Source organism: Klebsiella sp. WP8-S18-ESBL-06 (assembly GCF_014169755.1).
In the GTDB taxonomy this organism is placed as follows: Bacteria; Pseudomonadota; Gammaproteobacteria; order Enterobacterales; family Enterobacteriaceae; genus Kluyvera; species Kluyvera ascorbata_B.
Genome location: NZ_AP022256.1, coordinates 4,934,872 through 4,958,153 on the forward strand (window position 1 = coordinate 4,934,872; position 23,282 = coordinate 4,958,153).

At 52.0% G+C, this 23,282-nt stretch carries 18 protein-coding genes; 16 read left to right on the forward strand and 2 right to left on the reverse strand.

The genetic code is table 11. The annotated features are described in order from the left end of the window. Positions 1-3 precede the first annotated feature (3 nt). Genes atpA through H7R76_RS23580 form a run of 4 tightly spaced genes read left to right on the forward strand, consistent with a single transcriptional unit; the run spans position 4 to position 4,307 of the window. Entirely contained in the window at positions 4-1,545 is a 1,542-nt protein-coding gene (atpA, locus tag H7R76_RS23565; protein ID WP_106930107.1) for a F0F1 ATP synthase subunit alpha, read from the forward strand. A 49-nt stretch (positions 1,546-1,594) separates the two neighbouring features. Then, positions 1,595-2,458: a F0F1 ATP synthase subunit gamma gene (atpG, locus tag H7R76_RS23570; protein ID WP_035893615.1), complete on the forward strand. Its 864-nt coding sequence runs from the start codon at positions 1,595-1,597 to the stop codon at positions 2,456-2,458. A 26-nt stretch (positions 2,459-2,484) separates the two neighbouring features. Beyond that, the gene (atpD, locus tag H7R76_RS23575) at positions 2,485-3,867 is read left to right on the forward strand and encodes a F0F1 ATP synthase subunit beta (protein ID WP_035893613.1); all 1,383 of its coding nucleotides are present in this window, start codon (positions 2,485-2,487) and stop codon (positions 3,865-3,867) included. A gap of 20 nt (positions 3,868-3,887) precedes the next feature. Further along, positions 3,888-4,307, forward strand: coding sequence for a F0F1 ATP synthase subunit epsilon (locus tag H7R76_RS23580; protein WP_064540602.1), 420 nt, complete (start codon positions 3,888-3,890; stop codon positions 4,305-4,307). 512 nt (positions 4,308-4,819) lie between these two features. Here the strand turns inward: H7R76_RS23580 and H7R76_RS23585 are convergent. Further along, positions 4,820-6,997 (reverse strand): right-handed parallel beta-helix repeat-containing protein, encoded by a 2,178-nt coding sequence (locus H7R76_RS23585; protein WP_182966626.1) that lies wholly within the window; start codon positions 6,995-6,997, stop codon positions 4,820-4,822. Between the two features lie 344 nt (positions 6,998-7,341). Here H7R76_RS23585 and glmU point away from each other — a divergent pair, with 344 nt between their 5' ends. The 11 genes from glmU to phoU all read left to right on the forward strand — a co-directional run bounded on the left by glmU (position 7,342) and on the right by phoU (position 20,977). After that, positions 7,342-8,712, forward strand: coding sequence for a bifunctional UDP-N-acetylglucosamine diphosphorylase/glucosamine-1-phosphate N-acetyltransferase GlmU (gene glmU, locus H7R76_RS23590; RefSeq protein ID WP_182929745.1), 1,371 nt, complete (start codon positions 7,342-7,344; stop codon positions 8,710-8,712). 180 nt (positions 8,713-8,892) lie between these two features. Continuing rightward, entirely contained in the window at positions 8,893-10,722 is a 1,830-nt protein-coding gene (gene glmS / locus H7R76_RS23595) for a glutamine--fructose-6-phosphate transaminase (isomerizing) (protein ID WP_106930116.1), read from the forward strand. A gap of 463 nt (positions 10,723-11,185) precedes the next feature. After that, positions 11,186-11,758 carry a chaperone-usher fimbrial major subunit gene (locus H7R76_RS23600; RefSeq protein WP_182929746.1) on the forward strand — a complete coding sequence of 191 codons (573 nt, stop codon included), beginning with the start codon at positions 11,186-11,188 and terminating at the stop codon, positions 11,756-11,758. Between the two features lie 115 nt (positions 11,759-11,873). Then, a complete protein-coding gene (locus H7R76_RS23605) occupies positions 11,874-12,560 on the forward strand; it encodes a fimbrial chaperone (RefSeq protein WP_174329715.1) in 687 nt (228 codons plus the stop codon). A gap of 21 nt (positions 12,561-12,581) precedes the next feature. After that, positions 12,582-15,098 carry a fimbria/pilus outer membrane usher protein gene (locus tag H7R76_RS23610; RefSeq protein WP_182966628.1) on the forward strand — a complete coding sequence of 839 codons (2,517 nt, stop codon included), beginning with the start codon at positions 12,582-12,584 and terminating at the stop codon, positions 15,096-15,098. After that, a complete protein-coding gene (locus tag H7R76_RS23615; protein WP_182966630.1) occupies positions 15,085-16,152 on the forward strand; it encodes a fimbrial protein in 1,068 nt (355 codons plus the stop codon). Before H7R76_RS23610 ends, H7R76_RS23615 begins: the two co-directional genes overlap by 14 nt. Before the next feature lie 240 nt (positions 16,153-16,392). Further along, a complete protein-coding gene (gene pstS / locus H7R76_RS23620) occupies positions 16,393-17,433 on the forward strand; it encodes a phosphate ABC transporter substrate-binding protein PstS (RefSeq protein WP_106930129.1) in 1,041 nt (346 codons plus the stop codon). Positions 17,434-17,505: 72 nt separating this feature from the next. Then, the gene (gene pstC, locus H7R76_RS23625) at positions 17,506-18,465 is read left to right on the forward strand and encodes a phosphate ABC transporter permease PstC (protein WP_106930132.1); all 960 of its coding nucleotides are present in this window, start codon (positions 17,506-17,508) and stop codon (positions 18,463-18,465) included. Beyond that, positions 18,465-19,355, forward strand: a complete 891-nt coding sequence (gene pstA / locus H7R76_RS23630; protein ID WP_182966632.1) for a phosphate ABC transporter permease PstA — start codon at positions 18,465-18,467, stop codon at positions 19,353-19,355. Before pstC ends, pstA begins: the two co-directional genes overlap by 1 nt. Before the next feature lie 109 nt (positions 19,356-19,464). After that, on the forward strand, positions 19,465-20,238 hold the full coding sequence (pstB, locus tag H7R76_RS23635) for a phosphate ABC transporter ATP-binding protein PstB (protein WP_035893601.1): 774 nt from the start codon (positions 19,465-19,467) through the stop codon (positions 20,236-20,238). Positions 20,239-20,251: 13 nt separating this feature from the next. Beyond that, entirely contained in the window at positions 20,252-20,977 is a 726-nt protein-coding gene (gene phoU / locus H7R76_RS23640) for a phosphate signaling complex protein PhoU (protein WP_012907987.1), read from the forward strand. A gap of 113 nt (positions 20,978-21,090) precedes the next feature. Here the strand turns inward: phoU and yieH are convergent, their stop codons facing one another. Next, positions 21,091-21,756, reverse strand: a complete 666-nt coding sequence (gene yieH / locus H7R76_RS23645; RefSeq protein ID WP_106930136.1) for a 6-phosphogluconate phosphatase — start codon at positions 21,754-21,756, stop codon at positions 21,091-21,093. A gap of 168 nt (positions 21,757-21,924) precedes the next feature. On the opposite strand from yieH, the gene adeP reads away from it, so the two are divergent. Further along, a complete protein-coding gene (adeP, locus tag H7R76_RS23650) occupies positions 21,925-23,265 on the forward strand; it encodes an adenine permease AdeP (RefSeq protein ID WP_182929749.1) in 1,341 nt (446 codons plus the stop codon). Positions 23,266-23,282 lie beyond the last annotated feature (17 nt).

The following is a 23,282-nucleotide window of genomic DNA, read 5'->3' on the forward strand; positions in this document are numbered from 1 at the left end:
AGCATGCAACTGAATTCCACCGAAATCAGCGAACTGATCAAGCAGCGCATTGCTCAGTTCAATGTTGTGAGTGAAGCTCACAACGAAGGTACTATTGTTTCTGTAAGTGACGGTGTTATCCGCATTCACGGCCTGGCCGATTGTATGCAGGGTGAAATGATCTCCCTGCCGGGTAACCGTTACGCTATCGCACTGAACCTGGAGCGCGACTCTGTAGGTGCTGTAGTCATGGGCCCGTACGCTGACCTTGCCGAAGGCATGACCGTCAAGTGTACTGGTCGTATCCTGGAAGTTCCGGTTGGCCGTGGCCTGCTGGGCCGTGTGGTTAACACCCTGGGTGCACCAATCGATGGTAAAGGCGCGCTGGACAACGACGGCTTCTCCGCCGTTGAAGCTATCGCACCAGGCGTAATCGAACGTCAGTCCGTTGATCAGCCAGTTCAGACTGGTTATAAATCCGTTGATGCCATGATCCCAATCGGTCGTGGTCAGCGTGAACTGATCATCGGCGACCGTCAGACCGGTAAAACCGCGCTGGCAATCGACGCCATCATCAACCAACGTGATTCCGGCATCAAGTGCGTCTACGTGGCTATCGGCCAGAAAGCGTCCACCATTTCTAACGTGGTACGTAAACTGGAAGAACACGGCGCGCTGGCTAACACCATCGTTGTTGTGGCAACCGCGTCTGAATCCGCTGCACTGCAATACCTGGCACCGTATGCCGGTTGCGCAATGGGCGAATACTTCCGCGATCGCGGCGAAGATGCGCTGATCATTTACGATGACCTGTCTAAACAGGCTGTCGCATACCGTCAGATCTCCCTGCTGCTTCGTCGTCCACCAGGACGTGAAGCATTCCCGGGCGACGTATTCTACCTCCACTCCCGTCTGCTGGAGCGTGCTGCGCGTGTTAACGCCGAATACGTTGAAGCCTTCACCAAAGGTGAAGTGAAAGGGAAAACCGGTTCACTGACCGCTCTGCCGATTATCGAAACCCAAGCGGGTGACGTTTCTGCGTTCGTTCCGACCAACGTAATTTCCATTACCGATGGTCAGATCTTCCTGGAAACCAACCTGTTTAACGCCGGTATTCGTCCTGCGGTTAACCCGGGTATCTCCGTATCCCGTGTAGGTGGTGCAGCACAGACCAAGATCATGAAGAAACTGTCCGGTGGTATCCGTACCGCGCTGGCACAGTATCGTGAACTGGCAGCGTTCTCCCAGTTCGCCTCTGACCTTGACGATGCAACCCGTAAGCAGCTGGACCACGGTCAGAAAGTAACTGAACTGCTGAAACAGAAACAGTATGCGCCGATGTCCGTCGCGCAGCAGTCTCTGGTTCTGTACGCAGCAGAACGTGGTTATCTGGCGGATGTTGAACTGGCGAAAATCGGTAGCTTCGAAGCCGCTCTGCTGGCTTACGTTGACCGTGATCACGCTCCGTTGATGCAAGAGATCAACCAGTCCGGTGGCTATAACGACGAAATCGAAGGCAAGCTGAAAGGCATCCTCGATTCCTTCAAAGCAACCCAATCCTGGTAAAGTCTGACGGCCTGTCTTAGGGCAGGCCGTAGGCATTGAGGAGAAGCTCATGGCCGGCGCAAAAGAGATACGTAGTAAGATCGCAAGCGTCCAGAACACGCAAAAGATCACTAAAGCGATGGAGATGGTCGCCGCTTCCAAAATGCGTAAATCGCAGGATCGCATGGCGGCCAGCCGTCCTTATGCAGATACCATGCGCAAAGTGATTGGTCACCTTGCGAACGGTAATCTGGAATATAAGCACCCATACCTGGAAGAACGCGACGTTAAGCGCGTGGGCTACCTGGTGGTGTCTACCGACCGTGGTCTGTGCGGTGGCTTGAACATTAACCTGTTCAAGAAACTGCTGGCGGATATGAAGGCATGGACCGAGAAAGGCGTTCAGTGCGACCTCGCAATGATCGGCTCGAAAGGTGTGTCCTTCTTTAATTCCGTAGGTGGCAACATTGTCGCTCAGGTAACCGGTATGGGCGATAAACCTGCCCTGTCCGAACTTATCGGTCCGGTAAAAGTGATGTTGCAGGCCTACGACGAAGGTCGTCTGGACAAGCTTTATATTGTCAGCAACAAATTTATTAACACCATGTCTCAGGTGCCGACGATCACCCAACTGCTGCCGTTACCGGCTTCAGAAGATGATGATCTGAAACGTAAAACCTGGGATTACCTGTACGAACCCGATCCGAAAGCGCTGCTGGATACCCTCCTGCGTCGCTATGTCGAATCTCAGGTCTATCAGGGCGTGGTAGAAAACCTGGCCAGCGAGCAGGCCGCACGTATGGTGGCGATGAAAGCCGCGACCGACAATGGCGGCAGCCTGATTAAAGAGCTGCAGTTGGTATACAACAAAGCTCGACAGGCCAGCATTACTCAGGAACTCACCGAGATCGTCGGTGGTGCATCCGCGGTATAACCAGGTTAATTCGTAGAGGATTCAAGATGGCTACTGGAAAAATTGTCCAGGTAATCGGCGCCGTAGTTGACGTCGAATTCCCTCAGGATGCCGTACCGCGCGTGTACGAAGCTCTTGAGGTGCAGAATGGTAATGAAGTTCTGGTGCTGGAAGTTCAGCAGCAGCTCGGCGGCGGTATCGTACGTACCATCGCTATGGGTTCTTCCGACGGTCTGCGTCGCGGTCTGGATGTTAAAGACCTCGAGCACCCGATCGAAGTTCCGGTAGGTAAAGCAACACTGGGTCGTATCATGAACGTTCTGGGTCAGCCAGTAGACATGAAAGGCGACATCGGTGAAGAAGAGCGTTGGGCTATCCACCGCGCAGCACCTTCCTACGAAGAGCTGTCCAGCTCTCAGGAACTGCTGGAAACCGGTATCAAAGTTATCGACCTGATGTGTCCGTTCGCGAAGGGCGGTAAAGTCGGTCTGTTCGGCGGTGCGGGTGTAGGTAAAACCGTAAACATGATGGAGCTGATCCGTAACATCGCGATCGAGCACTCCGGTTACTCCGTGTTTGCGGGCGTAGGTGAACGTACTCGTGAGGGTAACGACTTCTACCACGAAATGACCGACTCCAACGTTATCGATAAAGTATCCCTGGTATATGGCCAGATGAACGAGCCACCGGGAAACCGTCTGCGCGTTGCTCTGACCGGTCTGACCATGGCTGAGAAATTCCGTGACGAAGGTCGTGACGTACTGCTGTTCGTCGATAACATCTATCGTTACACCCTGGCCGGTACTGAAGTATCTGCACTGCTGGGTCGTATGCCTTCAGCGGTAGGTTACCAGCCGACTCTGGCGGAAGAGATGGGCGTTCTGCAGGAACGTATCACCTCCACCAAGACCGGTTCTATCACCTCCGTACAGGCAGTATACGTACCTGCGGATGACTTAACTGACCCATCCCCAGCAACGACCTTTGCGCACTTAGATGCAACCGTCGTACTGAGCCGTCAGATCGCTTCCCTGGGTATCTACCCTGCGGTTGACCCGCTGGACTCCACCAGCCGTCAGCTGGATCCGCTGGTTGTTGGTCAGGAACACTACGACACCGCTCGTGGCGTTCAGTCCATCCTGCAGCGTTATCAGGAACTGAAAGACATCATCGCCATCCTGGGTATGGATGAACTGTCTGAAGAAGACAAACTGGTGGTAGCACGCGCACGTAAAATTCAGCGCTTCCTGTCCCAGCCGTTCTTCGTAGCAGAAGTATTCACCGGTTCTCCGGGTAAATACGTTTCGCTGAAAGACACCATCCGTGGCTTTAAAGGCATCATGGACGGCGAATACGATCACCTGCCGGAGCAGGCGTTCTACATGGTCGGTTCCATTGACGAAGCAGTGGAAAAAGCCAAAAAACTTTAACGCCTTAATCGGAGGGTGATATGGCAATGACTTACCACCTGGACGTCGTCAGCGCAGAGCAACAAATGTTCTCTGGTCTGGTCGAGAAAATCCAGGTAACGGGTAGCGAAGGTGAGCTGGGTATTTACCCGGGCCACGCCCCGCTGCTCACCGCCATTAAGCCTGGTATGATTCGCATCGTTAAACAGCACGGTCACGAAGAGTTTATCTATCTGTCCGGCGGCATTCTTGAAGTGCAGTCTGGCACCGTGACCGTTCTGGCTGATACCGCGATTCGCGGTCAGGACCTCGACGAAGCGCGAGCTCTGGAAGCGAAACGTAAGGCCGAAGAGCACATTAAGAGCTCTCATGGTGACGTGGATTACGCTCAGGCGTCTGCGGAACTGGCCAAAGCGATCGCTAAACTGCGCGTTATCGAGTTGACCAAAAAAGCGATGTAACACCGGCTTGAAAGTCAAAAAGCCAGTCTGGTTTCCAGACTGGCTTTTTTTATGTCTTGTTTTAATTTAAATGAAACTGAAAAGGTATTTTAAATATTTTGTGATTAAGGTCACAAAACTGTTGATCGAAAAAATCTGGAGGAGTAGACTTCGTTTTGTGAGTTGAGTCACAAAAAATATCACTACTATCGCAGGATAAAAATCATGAAACTGATCAACAAAATCATCGCTCTCTTCAGCTCTATGAACATCTCTTTCGGTACTTTCAACCTGTAAGGTTGATGACCGCACTGACCGCCTCACCTGTAGGTCAGATGCCGTTCTGTTAAGCGCTGTACCGCTAACGAAAACCACAACACACGCGGTGTAAACAGAACCCAAAACGAAGAAGGTCGCCTCACGGCGACCTTTGTATTTTGTAGGCCGGATAAGCCGTTTACACCATCAACCGGCAATGTGCTCGCGGCATACCTGATGGCGCTGCGCTTACCAGGCCTACATGACAGACCACATTAATCCTTAGTCAGGAAATTCCCGGTATCAAAACTGCCGTCCGCATTACGCTTCAGCGGCTGCGGTAATGACAGCGACTGGAAGTCTTCCGCGCGCAGTTCCTTCCCTTCGGTATTCACGCTTTTACCCTGCTCGATAAAGTAGTTGGTGGCATCGATATTGCCGACAACGGCATCATCGTATTTCCCCGGCTGGCTGCGCAGCGAAATGTTGTCGCTGAACACGCCCTGGGTGGCGGGATCGCCGTAAGGACTCGGGCGGAAGATAAAGTTGAAGCGCTGGTTATCGACCGCAACGTTGTTGACGACCACCAGCTTGCCCGGGTTGAAGTTATCGGTGAAGCCATCGAGATGGTTGCCAACCGCAATACTATTGCGGATCTCATGGGCGACCGGCTGGCCTTCGCCGCCTAGCTTAAAGCCATTGCTGGTATTATTACGGGCGATGGAGTTTTCAATCACGACCACGCCGTTGGCACCGTCTTCAATCTTGTTGAACAGGTCGTACCCATCGTCAATGTTATCATGGGAATAGCAGCCTTCCAGTCGGTTACCCTCACCCACGCGCATCTTCACGGCGAAGCCGTCGGCGTTAATCTTACCCGGGTCTTCGTTGCTATAAGACTCGGAATTCACCACCCGGTTGTAGCTGGCCCACAGCGGGCGACCAATCTTATCTGCCGAAGATATCTGAATCCCGGTATCGTCATTACGGTAAGCGGTGACGTTTTCAATCAGGTTGTGGCTCCCCTGAATACGCAGACTCTTATCGGTGATATCGATACCGCGCAGCGTCCAGTAGTGGCCGTCCAGCAGCATACCGTGGATAACCGCCTTTCCGGATGCCTCTAGCGTTTTATGGCCGTTTTCAAGGCCGCTAGCAGACAGCGGAATATCGGTCTTCGGGTAATCACCCGCAGCGAGCACAATTTTTCCGCCCGGTGGCACTAGCTCAATTGCCGTTTTCAAATCTAATGGCGAACCCTCAGTGCCTTTGGCGTCGGCCTTGCCGTCTGCTGCCGCATACAGCGTGGTAGCCGTAATGCCTTTTTCCTGGCTTACGGTCAGCTGCTGCTCAACCGGTGAACGATCTTTGCCGCTGGTGGGGGTGAAGCTAATCTGGAACGTATTGTTGTCTTTCAGCCGGGCCGGCAGGGTGAACATTTCGCCGGCTTTAACCGCTTTATTCTCCCCGATCACCACTTCATTTTGCCGTACGGTGAACTGCCCGTCGTAGTTAGCACGTGCCTGGAGGGTATACGTTGGCGTCTGACTCTTACTGCCAGAGGCTATCTGCATTACCACCGGCCACGATTTGGCGACGAAAGGTTTAGAGGCGACGGTTTGGGCCGCTGAGGTGGTTAATGACGCGTTGCTGACAGTAATCCTGGCATTACGTGATGCAAAGAAGCCGACGTAATATTGTTGCTTATCCTGAACGGAAATGAGATCGGCATGTGGTACGCGTTCGCTCACCCACTCTTCGCTATTGGCTGGAGCCCAGGCGGTGATGAAGCCGTCGTTGGTGCGTTCGAGCTTGAGGCGGAAGGTTGGTGATTGGTGAAGATCGATCCCCTCTTTATAGCTGACCTTTTTGATCTCAGAACCGGCGTTGCCCCACGGTTGAGTAATACCGTTACGTGCAATCGCCTGGAGCTTCACGCGGTAATCATCCTTTTTATCCTGCGTCATGATGGCGTTCATCACCATATTTGACGCAGCGGGGAACTCTTCATAGCCTTCTTTCAGCGGCTCCTGGCGCGGAATACCGATGATATCGCGCACCAGCAGGCCTGCGCCTTCCTGTGCTGCTGGCCTGGCGCCATTTTCCGGACCGAACTGATCCACGGTGACCGTTGCCGAAAGAACAAAGTTCTTATCGGTAGGCAGTGTGGTGTAGAAGAAGGTCAGGCCATCATGAGAGTTGGCGATTTTTCCGCCGCGGCTTTCAATGGTGATGGGTTTACTGAGTTCGGCAATTTGCTGTGGTGTCAGCGTCTTACCGTCGATGGTAACGTTATTCACGCCCACTTTCTCCGCCAGTACGTTGGAGGAGAAGTTGACGTCGGTGGACTGCCCAAAAGCGATCGCTTTCCATTGCTGGGGCGTCTGGGCCTGCGCGGAGAGAGAGAGCGCTGCGCTACAGAGGGTAAGAGCCAGAGGTATCTTCTTGTTCATATTATCTTCCTGAATGGTTGAGCGCCGTAATTATCACCAAATCAAAACGCTGTTTCTTTTTTGTTCGTCACAATAATGAGTAAATAAAACGCTGTTTTAATTAGACGCGTTCTTTATTCAGGTGGCAAAAAAACAGGATAAGCAGTGAGATAGCGTAGAATCAGACTGTTGGTCTGATTTCTTACAAGACAAATGGATTTGATATGGACGAAAATAAGGAAAGAAAAACAGTGCTAAAGGGAATGTTGAACGTTTTATCGGCAGGCCATTTCATGCTGCAAAATATGTAGAATTTTCAACGATAACCCGGTTTACTTCATACTTAATCTACAGACAGGATACCTATGTCTAACCGTACCATGAGCGTTGTGATCCTTGCCGCTGGCAAAGGCACACGCATGTATTCCGAACTTCCGAAAGTGCTGCACACCCTGGCGGGAAAACCCATGGTGCAGCATGTCATTGACGCCGCTAACCATGTCGGCGCGAACCAGGTGCACCTGGTGTACGGCCACGGTGGCGATTTACTGAAGCAAACCTTAACGGAAGGTAACCTGAACTGGGTGCTTCAGGCTGAACAGCTGGGTACCGGCCACGCCATGCAGCAGGCGGCACCGTTCTTTGCTGATGACGAAGATATTCTGATGCTGTACGGCGATGTGCCGCTGATCTCGGTGGAAACGCTGCAGCGCCTGCGTGAAGCGAAGCCGCAGGGCGGCATTGGTCTGCTGACGGTCGTGCTCGACGATCCAACCGGCTATGGCCGTATTACCCGCGAAAACGGTAAAGTTTCTGGCATCGTGGAGCAGAAAGATGCGAGTGAAGAGCAGCGCCAGATTCGTGAAATTAACACCGGCATTCTGATTGCGAACGGTGCCGATCTCAAACGCTGGCTGGCGAAGCTCGACAACAACAACGCGCAGGGCGAGTTCTATATCACCGATATTATCGCGATGGCGTACCAGGAAGGGCGTGAGATTGCTGCGGTTCATCCGGCGCGTATCAGTGAAACCGACGGCGTGAATAACCGCCTGCAGCTGTCACGTCTTGAGCGTATTTATCAGTCCGAACAGGCAGAAAAATTGCTGCTGGCAGGCGTGATGCTGCGCGATCCCGCGCGCTTCGACCTGCGCGGCACGCTTACGCATGGGCGCGATGTTGAGATTGATACTAACGTTATTCTTGAAGGCAACGTCGTGCTGGGCAACCGCGTCAAAATCGGTACCGGCTGCGTCATTAAAAACAGTACCATCGGTGATGGCTGCGAAATTAGTCCATACAGCGTTGTAGAAGATGCCGTTCTCGAGGCGGCCTGTACTATCGGGCCGTTTGCTCGTCTGCGTCCCGGCGCTGAGCTGCTGGAAGGGGCACACGTCGGTAACTTTGTCGAAATGAAAAAAGCGCGTCTGGGCAAGGGCTCGAAGGCCGGTCATCTGACTTACCTCGGCGACGCGGAAATTGGCGACAACGTTAACATCGGCGCAGGGACTATCACCTGCAATTATGATGGTGCGAACAAGTTTAAAACCATTATCGGCGACGACGTGTTCGTCGGTTCCGACAGCCAGCTGGTGGCACCGGTCACCATCGGTAACGGCGTGACCATCGCCGCAGGAACCACGGTTACCCGTAATGTGGCCGATAATGAGCTGGTGCTGAGCCGCGTACCGCAGGTACACAAGCAAGGCTGGCAGCGTCCGGTGAAGAAGAAGTAGTTTTTTGTAGGCCTGATAAGGCGTAGCCGCCATCAGGCAGACAGGGGCGAGGCGATAACATAATCTCCCGCCCAACGTGCAGTACCTATAAAAATAACCCCATTCTCTACAAGGCTCGGGGCGCCCGGTATACGGGCAACAGGTTGACCGACAACGCGTAAAAAATCGGAACATAAAACTATGTGTGGAATTGTTGGCGCAGTCGCGCAACGTGATGTAGCTGAAATCCTTCTTGAAGGGCTTCGTCGTCTGGAATACCGCGGATATGACTCTGCCGGTCTGGCCGTCGTCGATGGGCAAGGGCATATGACCCGCCTGCGCCGCCTGGGCAAAGTCCAGATGCTGGCACAGGCTGCGGAAGAGCACCCGCTGCCAGGCGGCACCGGTATCGCTCACACCCGCTGGGCAACGCATGGTGAACCTTCAGAAGGCAATGCGCACCCGCATGTGTCTGATCATATTGCGGTGGTGCATAACGGCATCATCGAAAACCACGAACCGCTGCGTGAAATGCTGCAAGCACGCGGCTATGTCTTCGTTTCAGCGACCGACACCGAAGTGATTGCTCACCTGGTGCACTGGGAAATGGAACAGGGCGGTACATTACGTGAAGCCGTGCTTCGCGCGATTCCGCAGCTGCGCGGAGCGTACGGTACGGTGATCATGGATTCTCGCGATCCGAGCACGCTGCTGGCAGCGCGTTCCGGCAGTCCTTTGGTTATCGGTCTGGGCATGGGCGAGAACTTTATCGCTTCTGACCAATTAGCGCTGCTGCCGGTCACCCGTCGCTTTATCTTCCTGGAAGAGGGCGATATCGCGGAGGTTACCCGTCGTACCGTGGCCATTTTCGATAAGACTGGCGCGGAAGTGAAGCGTCAGGATATTGAATCCAACGTGCAGTATGATGCGGGTGATAAAGGCATCTACCGCCACTACATGCAAAAAGAGATCTATGAGCAGCCGAACGCGATCAAAAACACCTTAACCGGGCGTATCAGCCACGGTCAGGTGGATCTGAGCGAGTTGGGGCCGGAGGCCGATGCGCTGCTCGCTAAGGTTGAGCACATTCAGATTATCGCCTGCGGAACGTCCTATAACTCGGGCATGGTCGCGCGCTACTGGTTTGAATCGCTGGCCGGTATGCCGTGCGATGTCGAAATCGCCTCTGAATTCCGCTACCGCAAATCAGCCGTGCGCCCGAATAGCCTGGTGATCACCCTGTCGCAGTCCGGAGAAACCGCCGATACGCTGGCAGGCCTGCGTCTGACCAAGGAGCTGGGTTACCTGGGCTCGCTGGCGATTTGTAACGTGGCGGGTTCGTCGTTGGTGCGCGAGTCGGATTTGTCGATCATGACCAAGGCCGGTGCGGAAATTGGCGTCGCGTCGACCAAAGCATTCACCACTCAACTGACCGTTTTGCTGCTGCTGGTGGCGAAAATGGCGCGTCTGAAAGGTCAGGATGCGTCCGTTGAGCACGATATCGTCCACGGTTTGCAGGCGCTGCCGAGCCGTATTGAGCAGATGCTCTCGCAGGATAAACGCATTGAAGCGCTGGCAGAAGATTTCTCTGACAAGCATCACGCGCTGTTCCTGGGCCGCGGCGATCAGTACCCCATCGCACTGGAAGGGGCATTGAAGCTGAAAGAGATCTCCTACATTCACGCAGAAGCGTATGCGGCGGGTGAACTGAAGCACGGCCCGCTGGCGCTGATTGACGCCGATATGCCGGTGATTGTTGTCGCGCCGAACAACGAGCTGCTGGAGAAACTGAAATCCAACATCGAAGAAGTGCGCGCGCGCGGCGGTGAGCTGTATGTCTTCGCCGATCAGGATGCGGCGTTCAGCAACAGCGATAACATGCATATCATCGAACTGCCGCACGTCGAAGAGGTGATTGCGCCTATCTTCTACACCGTGCCGCTGCAGCTGCTGTCTTACCACGTGGCGCTGATTAAGGGCACCGATGTGGATCAGCCGCGTAACCTGGCGAAATCGGTGACAGTCGAATAAGGTATTACTCTCTGGTAAAAAAGGCCGCATAGCGGCCTTTTTTTATCGGTGACATGGCACAATAATCGTGTGATTTTTCGTTCGAAACTTAACCATGGCACAAAATGCAAATAAAATAGCGGAATAATGATTATTCTATTTTTATTTTTTTGATATTGATTTCTTTAGCGTTATTTTAACTCCGGTATAAATTTATTCTGAATTATCATGCATTTTATGCAAAAATCTTAATGTATGTGTATAATTTAAGTATGTTATATATATATTTTGTTTTTGATTTTTGCGTGTGATATTGAAATATTACAATAATTCCATCGAGATAAATAAATTTTCATTCTGGAAATTAATTTATTTATCTTGTGACTAATTCGACTCCAGATGTATCATCCTCCTGCAATTAAACCTCTATGTATATTATCGATAAAAATAGTGGTTATTATAATCAATGTTTATGGAGTCTAAAATGAAAGGAAAATTAACGGCTATTTCTTTAGCATTGTCCTCAGTATTTTTTGTCGGACATGCGATGGCCTCTGATGGTACCGTCCACTTTCGTGGTGAAGTGATTGACAGTACGTGTGAAGTGACCGCAGATACCAAAGATCAGAGTGTCGACTTAGGTAAAGTAAACCGTACTGCATTCACCGGTGCAGGTTCTACCGCCGCGCCGACGGCTTTCCATATTGACCTGGAGAAATGCCCGGATACATATACCAAAGCGGGCGTTCGTTTCGATGGCACAGAAGCCTCTGATGGTAATGGCGACCTGGCTATTGGCGATCCGCTGAATACGACAACTCCTGGTGATTATACCGGTACTGAACCTGCACCGATTACCGCAACAGGTGTTGCCATCCGTATCTATAACAAAGCTGATAACTCTCAGGTTAAGCTGTATACAAAATCAGCGGAAACCCCGATTGTTGCGACTAAAGCGTCTATGCAGTTTGTTGCTCGTTATATTGCCACTTCTGCGACAGTGACTGCCGGTACCGCTAACGCCGATTCCCAGTTCACCGTTGAATATGTGAAGTAATACCAAGAGTCATTCGTTTCAATTGAATATTCATTGTTAATTAAATGGCGCTCGTTATTGTGCTATTGCTTTTTCTTTGTTATAGCGAGCGTCTTTTTTATTTCTGGATACATGTATGCCTGGTCATTATTTTAAAATAGTTCTGTTTATGGTCTTTTCATTTTATTCATCGGTGTCTTTTTCAGGTATCGTTGTTGGAGGCACGCGAGTTATTTTTCCAGGTAATGCACCCGATGCAACGATATCTATTTATAATAAAGAATCTACGCTCCCTTATTTAATTCAGTCGTGGGTCGATCCATTTGACAAAAATGATAAGAGCAAACCGCCCTTTACGACAATTCCTCCTGTGTCGCGACTTGAGGCTGGGCAAGAAAAAATATTACGTATTATTAAAACAGAGGGCAATCTTCCTACCGATCGTGAATCTGTTTTTTGGTTTAATGTTAAAAATATTCCCCCGTCAACGAATAAAAAAGAGGGGAGCTCTCTTGAAATTGCTATTAAAACACGAATTAAGCTTTTCTGGCGTCCCGCGTCGATAACCATTACGCCGGAAAAGGCAGTAGCCAAAGTATCCTGGCAGCGTCAGGGAAATAAACTGATGGTGAATAATCCAACGCCTATTCATATCAATGTGATGAGCGTAATTGTTGACGGAAAAGATATCACCTTAAATATGATTAAGCCGTTTGAAACGATAGCCCTGGACATTCCTGAAGGGGCTGCTGGGCGTTCGTTGGTATGGCAATTTATTAATGATTATGGCGCGATCAGCGATCCGATAAAAAGGGCCCTTTAACTACCCGACAAGGACGTCACGATGATTGATTCAGGTCGTTATTTCATACTGGTTTCCGGCGTTTTTATGAGCGCTACTTTTCAGAGTATGGCGCAGGATTCATTATTTAACCCGAATCTTCTGGAGATCGATCACCCGGTTAATGTCGATATCCGTCAGTTTAACCGCTCAAATGCGCTTCCTCCTGGTAATTATAAGGTTGATGTAATCGTTAACGGTCGTTTTTTTGAACGACAGGATATTAAATTTATTCAGGACTCACCGGAAGGGGAGCTTCACCCCTGCTTTATTGCCATAAAGGATGTTTTATCTTCCTATGGTGTAAAAGTTAATGCGCTGAAGGAACTGAATGAGGCTGATAGTGAAGCGTGTATCAATCCGGTTCCCTTGATCGATGGCTCATCGTGGTTTTTTGATGCTAACAAACTAGCGTTGAATATTTCTGTTCCACAAATTTATCTGGATAGTTCGGCGGCTGATTATATCAGCCCCTCCCGCTGGGATCAGGGGATTAATGCGCTGATGGTTAACTATGATTTCTCCGGAGCACACACATTAAAATCCAATTATGACTCCTCTGAGGATGACAGCTATTACCTCAACTTACGCAACGGTTTGAATATCGGTGCCTGGCGGCTACGTAACTACAGCACCTTAAACGCGACGGAAAACAGTACTGAATACCACTCTATCAGTAGCTACGTTCAGCGAGATATTGCCGCGCTGCGTAGCCAGATTATGCTGGGTGATACCTGGACGGCGAGTGATGTTTTTGACAGCACGCAAATCCGCGGGGCGAGGTTGTATACCGACGATGATATGTTGCCATCCAGCCAGAATGGCTTTGCGCCAATAGTTCGTGGTATCGCTAAAAGCAATGCTACGGTGATTATCCGGCAGAATAATTACGTTATCTATCAGTCGGCAGTGCCGCAAGGTGCGTTTGAAATCACCGATCTGAATACCACCAGCGGTGGTGGCGACCTTGAGGTGACTATCAAAGAAGAGGATGGCAGCGAGCAGCATTTCACTCAGCCCTATGCTTCACTGGCCATTCTTAAGCGCGAAGGACAAACCGATGTGGACATTAGCGTCGGTGAAATGCGCGATGAGAGCGGTTTTACCCCCAACGTGCTACAGGCTCAGGTTCTTCATGGTTTGCCATGGGGCCTGACGCTGTATGGCGGCACGCAGATAGCGAATGATTATGCTTCTGCGGCGATGGGGATGGGTAAAGATATGGGCTCGCTCGGTGCGCTGTCATTGGATGTGACTCACGCGCATGCCAATTTTGACGATGGCGATGATGAAACCGGGCAATCTTATCGCTTTCTCTATTCTAAGCGTTTCGATGAAACCGATACGAATTTCCGTCTGGTTGGATACCGTTATTCCACGGAAGGATATTACACGCTCAATGAATGGGCATCCCGGCAGAATAATGATGAAGATTTCTGGATGACCGGCAACCGACGTAGCCGGATTGAGGGGACGTGGTCGCAATCTTTTGCCCGGGGCTACGGTAATATTTACCTGACGGTGAGCCGGCAGCAGTACTGGAAAACGGATAACGTCGAGCGGCTGGTTCAATTTGGTTATGCCAATACCTGGCGGCGTATTTCATGGAACGTTTCCTGGAACTATACCGATTCTGCCAATAGTTATACGGGTAGCGAGTCTAATGATAATGAGAACGACCATGAGCATATTTTTATGCTGTCGGTTTCGGTACCGCTTTCCGGCTGGCTGGAGAACAGTTACGTCAATTATTCGCTGACGCAAAACAATCATAATGACAGCACGATGCAGGTCGGATTGGGCGGTACCGCGCTGGAAGATCATAACCTTGCCTATAACGTTCAGGAATCATGGGTTAGCGATCCGCAAGACAGCTATAGCAGTAACGCCAGCCTGAGCTATGACGGTACCTATGGCTCAGTTAACGGTAGCTATGCCTATAGTCAGGATTCACAGCGCCTTAACTACGGGGTTCGCGGCGGTATTCTGGTTCACAGCGGCGGCATCACTTTTTCGCAAGAGCTAGGGGAAACGGTGGCATTGGTTGAAGCACCGGGGGCAGATGGCCTCTCAGTGGAGAACGCCACCGGCGTATCCACCGACTGGCGAGGCTATACGGTAAAAACGCAAATGAATCCGTATGATGAAAACCGGGTGGCGATCAACAGCAATTATTTCTCGCGCGCTAATGTCGAACTGGAAAATACCGTTGTCAATCTGGTACCGACGCGCGGCGCTGTGGTGAAAGCGACGTTTGTCACTCATGTTGGTTATCGTGTGTTGTTTACGGTAACGATGCCAGATGGTAAACCCGCGCCATTTGGCGCTATGGCCTCGGCGGATCTGGAGTCCGGCACGGTAACGGGGATTGTAGGTGATAATGGTGAGCTTTATTTATCCGGAATGCCGGCAGAAGGTCATTTTACGATTACGGGTAATCTTGGCACCTGTTCTGCACATTACCATTTTTCTGAACCGAAAGATAATGAACTGATTCAGGTTAAAGTTGGCTGCAAATAAAAAGGATATTAATTTGAGACTGGTTATCTGTTTTATATTTCTCACGTCTGCTATTTTTTGCAAAAATATATTAGCCGCCGACGTTTATTGTGAGGCAGATGGTGGAACGCATCATAGTATATTAACATTCCCCAATAAAACAATTAGTGCAACTCAAAATAAAAGTGGGCAAACATTTGAGCAGCATGTTGATAATGGAAATAGGTATCATGGGTTTTGCTACTGTACTAGTAATTTTAACTATGTTTATTATACTGCCGTGGAAAATTCCTCGTTAGCTAAATCAGGTGTGCGGAGTAATATACAATATTATAATCTTAATGAACATTTGGATGTGGGGATCTCCATCGCTATTCTCGGTAGAGGTTATATTAATGTTCCTTTTTCCAATCAACCTAACAATCCTGATGGCAAAAACACATGTACAGATAATAAAAAAATAGCGACTTTTGATAGTGGGTCAGATGCGATTATTTATTTTTATGTCAAGGAGCCATTTATTGGAAAAGTGACTATTCCAACTATGTTAATGGCTTCTTTGTATGGTAAAACGAACGCCACTGGTGCAGATAGTCCCACTGCGTTAGCCGATGTCTATATCCAGGGGGATATCACCGCTCCACAGGAGTGTGAAGTTAACGGTGGGCAAGTGATTGAAGTCAATTTTGAAAAAATACCGGCTTCTGAATTTTCGTCAACGCCGGGTTCGGCGATAACCAGCCGTAAAATTCCGATCAAAGCATCGGTGAAGTGTACGGGAATGGCGGCTGGGCAAGATGTTGAAGTTTCGCTACATGCGACGCAGACGGCGGCATCGCCCACAATGTTACAGACATCAAACGACGATGTTGGAATCAAGATTTATGATGAATACGATAAAGAAGTTGATGTGAACGGCGGGCGCATGGAAACAGATATGGGAAAACGTTCGCGTTTGGGTGAAGAAGATGGCGAGTTCAATTTCTCTGCCGCGCCCGGTAGCGCCACCGGCGCCAGGCCAAAACCCGGTACCTTTAACGCCAATGCCACGATCATCATGGAAATTAAAAACTAACGTCTTCAAGCACAACGGCTGTTTATGACAGCCGTTGTCATATTTGCCATTCTGAACCCGTCTTATTCAAAAAAAACAAGAATCTACGTGAATTATTTTTCATAATTATCAATTAGTTATGTTTTACGTGTTTGCTGTCATTAAACTGTCATAAACCTTACATATAACTGTCACCTGTTTGTCCTATTTTGCTCATCGTAGCCACTAAACAACGATTTACGAATTCTTGCAGGAGACATTATGAAAGTTATGCGTACCACTGTCGCAACTGTTGTCGCCGCGACCTTATCGATGAGCGCTTTCTCTGCCTTTGCAGCAGCAAGCCTGACGGGCGCGGGTGCAACTTTCCCTGCGCCGGTGTATGCCAAATGGGCGGATACCTACCAGAAAGAAACCGGTAATAAAGTCAATTACCAGGGTATCGGCTCCTCCGGTGGCGTAAAACAAATTACCGCTAACACCGTGGATTTCGGCGCATCTGATGCTCCGCTGTCTGACGAAAAACTGGCGCAGGAAGGCCTGTTCCAGTTCCCGACCGTGATCGGCGGTGTGGTGCTGGCCGTTAATATCCCTGGCCTGAAATCCGGCGAGCTGGTGCTCGACGGTAAAACGCTGGGCGACATCTACCTGGGTAAAATTAAGAAGTGGGATGACGAAGCCATCACCAAACTGAACCCGGGCGTGAAGCTGCCTTCTCAGAATATTGCCGTGGTCCGTCGTGCTGACGGTTCCGGCACCTCCTTCGTCTTCACCAGCTACCTGGCGAAAGTGAACGAAGAGTGGAAATCCAAAATTGGCGCAGGCTCTACCGTAAACTGGCCGACCGGTCTGGGCGGTAAAGGTAACGACGGTATTGCGGCGTTCGTACAGCGTCTGCCGGGCTCCATCGGCTATGTTGAATACGCGTATGCTAAGCAGAATAACCTGGCTTACACCAAGCTGGTTTCTGCTGATGGCAAACCGGTTAGCCCAACCGAAGACAACTTCGCTAACGCCGCTAAAGGCGTTGACTGGAGCAAAACCTTCGCGCAGGACCTGACCAACCAGAAAGGTGATAACGCGTGGCCGATTACCTCCACCACCTTTATCCTGGTCCACAAAGAGCAGAAGAAACCAGAGCAGGGCGCTGAAGTGCTGAAGTTCTTTGACTGGGCGTACAAAAACGGCGGCAAACAGGCTAACGAACTGGATTATGCCTCTCTGCCGGAAAGCGTGGTTGAGCAGGTTCGTGCTGCATGGAAAACCAACGTAAAAGACAGCAGCGGTAAAGCGCTGTACTGATGACGGTCGCCCGGCGGCAACGCCGGGCAGCTGTCAGCGTCGTGGCGGATTTTAAACTGGAAAGAGTGATTTATGGCTGCAACTAAGCCTGCTTTTAACCCACCGGGTAAAAAGGGTGACATGATATTCAGCGCGCTGGTAAGACTGGCTGCGCTGATTGTGCTATTGATGTTGGGCGGGATTATCGTTTCTCTGATCATCTCCTCCTGGCCCAGTATGGAGAAGTTCGGCTTCGCCTTCCTGTGGACCAAAGAGTGGGATGCACCTAACGACATTTACGGCGCGCTGGTGCCGATTTACGGTACGCTCGTGACCTCCTTTATCGCGCTGCTGATCGCCGTTCCGGTGAGTTTCGGTATCGCACTCTTCCTGACCGAACTGGCGCCAAACTGGCTCAAACGCCCGTTAGGTATCGCCATTGAGCTGCTGGCGGCCATCCCCAGTATCGTGTACGGCATGTGGGGCCTGTTTATCTTCGCGCCGCTGTTCGCGACCTACTTCCAGGAGCCGGTCGGCAATATTCTTTCTAACATCCCGTTTGTCGGCGCGCTGTTCTCCGGCCCGGCGTTTGGTATCGGTATCCTCGCGGCCGGGGTTATCCTCGCCATCATGATCATCCCGTATATCTCTGCCGTGATGCGTGATGTGTTCGAGCAAACCCCGGTGATGATGAAAGAGTCGGCCTACGGCATCGGCTGCACCACCTGGGAGGTTATCTGGCGTATCGTTCTGCCATTCACTAAAAACGGGGTGATAGGCGGCGTCATGCTCGGCCTGGGCCGCGCGCTGGGTGAAACGATGGCGGTGACCTTTATCATCGGCAACACCTACCAGCTCGATAGCGCCTCGCTGTATATGCCAGGCAACAGCATTACCTCCGCGCTGGCGAACGAATTCGCCGAAGCGGAATCTGGCCTGCACGTGTCTGCGCTGATGGAACTGGGCCTGATCCTGTTTGCGATTACCTTTATCGTACTGGCCGCATCGAAGTTCATGATCATGCGCCTCGCGAAGAATGAGGGGGCACGCTAATGGCTACGCTGGAAATGCAAAACACCGCTGCGCTGGCAGAGTCCCGTCGCAAAATGCAGGCCAGACGCCGCATGAAGAACCGCATTGCGCTGACGCTCTCTATGCCCACCATGATCTTCGGCCTGTTCTGGCTGGTGTGGATCCTGATGGCGACCATCACCCGCGGGATCGATGGCATGTCGCTGGCGCTGTTTACCGAAATGACGCCGCCGCCAAACACCGCCGGCGGCGGTCTGGCTAACGCCCTCGCGGGCAGCGGCCTGCTGATTCTGTGGGCCACCGTGTTTGGTACCCCGCTGGGTATTATGGCGGGCATTTACCTGGCCGAGTACGGGCGTAAGTCCTGGCTTGCCGAGGTTATCCGCTTTATTAACGACATTCTGCTTTCCGCTCCCTCGATCGTTGTGGGCCTGTTTGTCTACACCATCGTCGTGGCGCAGATGCAGCACTTCTCCGGCTGGGCGGGCGTGATTGCGCTGGCGCTGTTACAGGTGCCGATCGTCATTCGTACCACCGAAAACATGCTGAAGCTGGTGCCGGATAGCCTGCGTGAGGCCGCGTATGCGCTGGGTACGCCGAAATGGAAGATGATCTCCGCCATTACGCTAAAAGCGTCTATCTCCGGGATCATGACCGGTATCCTGCTGGCGATTGCGCGCATTGCTGGTGAAACGGCACCGCTGCTGTTTACCGCGCTCTCGAACCAGTTCTGGAGCACCGACATGATGCAGCCCATCGCCAACCTGCCGGTCACCATTTTTAAATTTGCTATGAGCCCGTTTGCTGAGTGGCAGCAGCTGGCCTGGGCCGGGGTGCTGATTATCACGCTGTGCGTCCTGCTGCTGAACATTCTGGCGCGCGTCATTTTCGCGAAGAAGAAACACGGTTAAGTTTATTGCCTTGCCGGATGGCGGCGTAAACGCCTTATCCGGCCTACGAATGACATAGATGTAGGCCTGAAAGCTGCGCGCCATCAGGCATGATGAGGAAGAGATTGAGATGAGTATGGTTAACACGACTCCGGGTAAGATTTCAGTACGTGACCTGAACTTCTACTACGGCAAATTCCATGCCCTGAAGAACATCAACCTGGATATCGCCAAAAACCAGGTGACGGCGTTTATCGGACCGTCGGGCTGCGGCAAATCAACGCTGCTGCGTACCTTCAACAAAATGTTTGAGCTTTACCCGGAGCAGCGTGCGGAAGGTGAAATTCTGCTGGATGGTGACAACATTCTCACCAACACCCAGGATATCGCCCTGCTGCGCGCCAAGGTCGGCATGGTTTTCCAGAAGCCGACGCCGTTCCCGATGTCTATCTACGACAACATTGCCTTCGGCGTACGCCTGTTTGAAAAGCTGTCGCGCACCGATATGGACGAGCGCGTGCAGTGGGCCTTGACCAAGGCCGCATTATGGAATGAAACCAAAGATAAACTGCACCAGAGCGGGTACTCTCTTTCCGGTGGTCAGCAGCAGCGTCTGTGCATCGCGCGCGGTATCGCCATTCGCCCGGAAGTGCTGTTGCTGGATGAGCCGTGTTCCGCGCTCGACCCGATCTCCACCGGGCGTATCGAGGAGCTTATCACCGAGCTGAAAGAGGATTACACCGTCGTGATCGTGACCCACAACATGCAGCAGGCTGCACGTTGCTCCGACCACACGGCATTTATGTATCTGGGCGAGTTGATTGAGTTCAGCAACACGGACGATCTGTTCACCAAGCCTGCGAAGAAACAAACTGAAGACTACATTACTGGCCGCTACGGTTGATCGGGAGAGAACTGTGGACAATTTAAATCTTAATAAACATATTTCCGGCCAGTTCAACGCAGAACTGGAAAGCATCCGCACCCAGGTCATGACCATGGGCGGCATGGTTGAGCAGCAGCTTTCTGATGCTATTACCGCGATGCACAACCAGGATAGCGAGCTGGCGAAGCGCGTTATCGACGGCGACAAGCACGTCAACATGATGGAAGTGGCGATTGATGAAGCCTGTGTGCGTATCATCGCTAAACGCCAGCCTACGGCGAGCGACCTGCGTCTGGTGATGGCGATTATCAAAACCATCGCCGAGCTGGAACGTATTGGCGATGTGGCGGACAAAATCTGTCGCACCGCGCTGGAGAAATTTTCCCAGCAACACCAGCCGCTGCTGGTCAGCCTGGAGTCGCTGGGCCGTCACACCGTGCAGATGCTGCACGATGTGCTGGATGCGTTCGCGCGTATGGATCTTGATGAAGCGGTACGTATCTACCGTGAAGACAAGAAAGTGGACCAGGAATATGAAGGCATTGTGCGTCAGCTGATGACCTACATGATGGAAGACTCACGGACGATCCCAAGCGTGCTGACCGCGCTGTTCTGCGCACGTTCCATCGAGCGTATCGGCGACCGCTGCCAGAATATCTGTGAATACATCTTCTACTTCGTGAAGGGGCAGGATTTCCGCCACGTGGGCGGCGATGAGCTGGACAAGCTGCTGGCGGGGAAAGATCCTAAGGAATAAGCGGCCGCCGGGAGCACCCGGCGCCGCTGTTGTAGGCCGGATAAGGCGTTACGCCGCCATCCGGCATTCTGCGTAATGCTGCCTGATGGCGCTTCGCTTATCAGGCCTACGGTTTAACCGACAATATTCCACCCGCGCGCTTTCCACAGCGCAGGCAGTTCCGCGAGATCGGTAAACGTCGTCACCTTTGGATGGTTAATCGGTTTGTTGTGCGGGTCGGCGCAGAAGTAGAACACCTCCATGCCTGCATCAATGCCCGACTGGGCGCCAGCAGAGGAGTCATCTACCAGAATACAGTGCTCAACGTTGACGTTCATCGCCTTTGCCGCGTGGAACATCAGGGCCGGATCGGGCTTCCAGCGCTGGATATCGTAGCCGCTGAACAGCTTTTCCGGGAAATGATGCAACATGCCCAGCTTACCCAGCGAGTGCTGCATTTTACTGACCGGGCCGTTAGAGACCACACACATCGGTACGCTTACCGCATCCAACAGCGCGTTGGCGCCGGCAATCACCTCCAGCTCGGTGTCGAAGAGGCGTGCGACCTCGGCGCGATAAACCGGCTCCAGATCCGCTTTCGCCAGGTTAACCCCGTGCTCTGCGTTGATGATATCGATGATCTCGTAGAGCTTTACGCCCTTAAAACGTTTAAAAATCTCTTCCAGATCGAGCGTGATGCCAAATGTTTTGAACATATGGACGTAGGCCCGTGAACAGATCACTTCGCTGTCGACCAGCGTACCGTCACAGTCGAAAAAAACCGCTTCAACTCCGGACATGTCATTTCCTTTTTAACAAGTTTAACGTTTACCTGATGCTGAATTGAGAGACGCAATCGTTGCCGTATAAGCAAAACCAATGAAAAAAAATATCTCACAACCGCGCCTATTGTCGCATTTTGGTATAGGATAGCGACGAATTTTCCTCCCTTTCTGCGGAAATAGATAATGAGTCAACAACACACCACCCCGGCAACTTCCGGTCAGGGGATACTGGAGCGCGTGTTTAAACTGCGCGAGCATGGCACAACGGCACGCACCGAAGTGATCGCCGGTTTCACTACCTTCCTGACGATGGTCTACATCGTTTTCGTAAACCCGCAAATTCTTGGCGTTGCCGGCATGGATACCAGCGCGGTGTTCGTGACCACCTGCCTGATTGCGGCGCTGGGCAGTATCCTGATGGGCGTATTTGCTAACCTGCCGGTCGCGCTGGCGCCAGCGATGGGCCTGAACGCCTTCTTCGCCTTCGTGGTGGTGCAGGCCATGGGGCTGCCTTGGCAAGTCGGTATGGGTGCTATCTTCTGGGGCGCCATTGGCCTGCTGCTGTTGACCATTTTCCGCGTCCGCTACTGGATGATTGCCAATATTCCGGTCAGCCTGCGCGTGGGGATCACCAGCGGTATCGGCCTGTTTATCGGCATGATGGGGCTGAAAAACGCCGGCGTCATCGTCGCAAACCCGGACACGCTGGTTTCCATCGGTAACCTGACCTCGCACAGCGTCCTGCTGGGCGTGCTGGGCTTCTTTATCATTGCGATTCTGGCGTCGCGCAATATCCACGCGGCGGTGCTGGTGTCTATCGTAGTCACCACTCTGCTGGGCTGGATGCTGGGCGATGTGCACTACAGCGGCATCGTCTCTGCGCCACCGAGCATCACCACCGTGGTGGGCCACGTTGATCTGGCCGGGTCGTTTAACCTGGGACTGGCGGGCGTCATCTTCTCCTTTATGCTGGTTAACCTGTTCGATTCCTCCGGTACCCTGATTGGCGTAACGGATAAAGCCGGGCTGGCCGATGCGAAAGGTAAGTTCCCGCGTATGAAGCAGGCGCTGTTCGTCGATAGCGTGTCCTCCGTTGCCGGTTCCTTTATTGGTACTTCTTCCGTCACCGCGTACATTGAATCCTCCTCTGGCGTCTCCGTGGGCGGCCGCACAGGGCTGACGGCAGTGGTTGTGGGTATTCTGTTCCTGCTGGTGATTTTCCTGTCGCCGCTGGCAGGCATGGTACCGGGCTACGCTGCTGCGGGTGCGCTGATCTACGTTGGGGTGCTGATGACCTCCAGCCTGGCGCGCGTGAAGTGGGATGATCTGACCGAAGCCGTTCCGGCGTTTATTACCGCCGTGATGATGCCGTTCAGTTTCTCAATTACCGAAGGGATTGCACTGGGCTTTATCTCTTACTGCGTGATGAAAATCGGTACCGGTCGTTTCCGCGACCTCAGCCCGTGCGTGATTGTTGTCGCGCTGCTGTTTGTACTGAAGATTGTGTTTATTGACGCACACTGATGAAGTGAACCCTCACC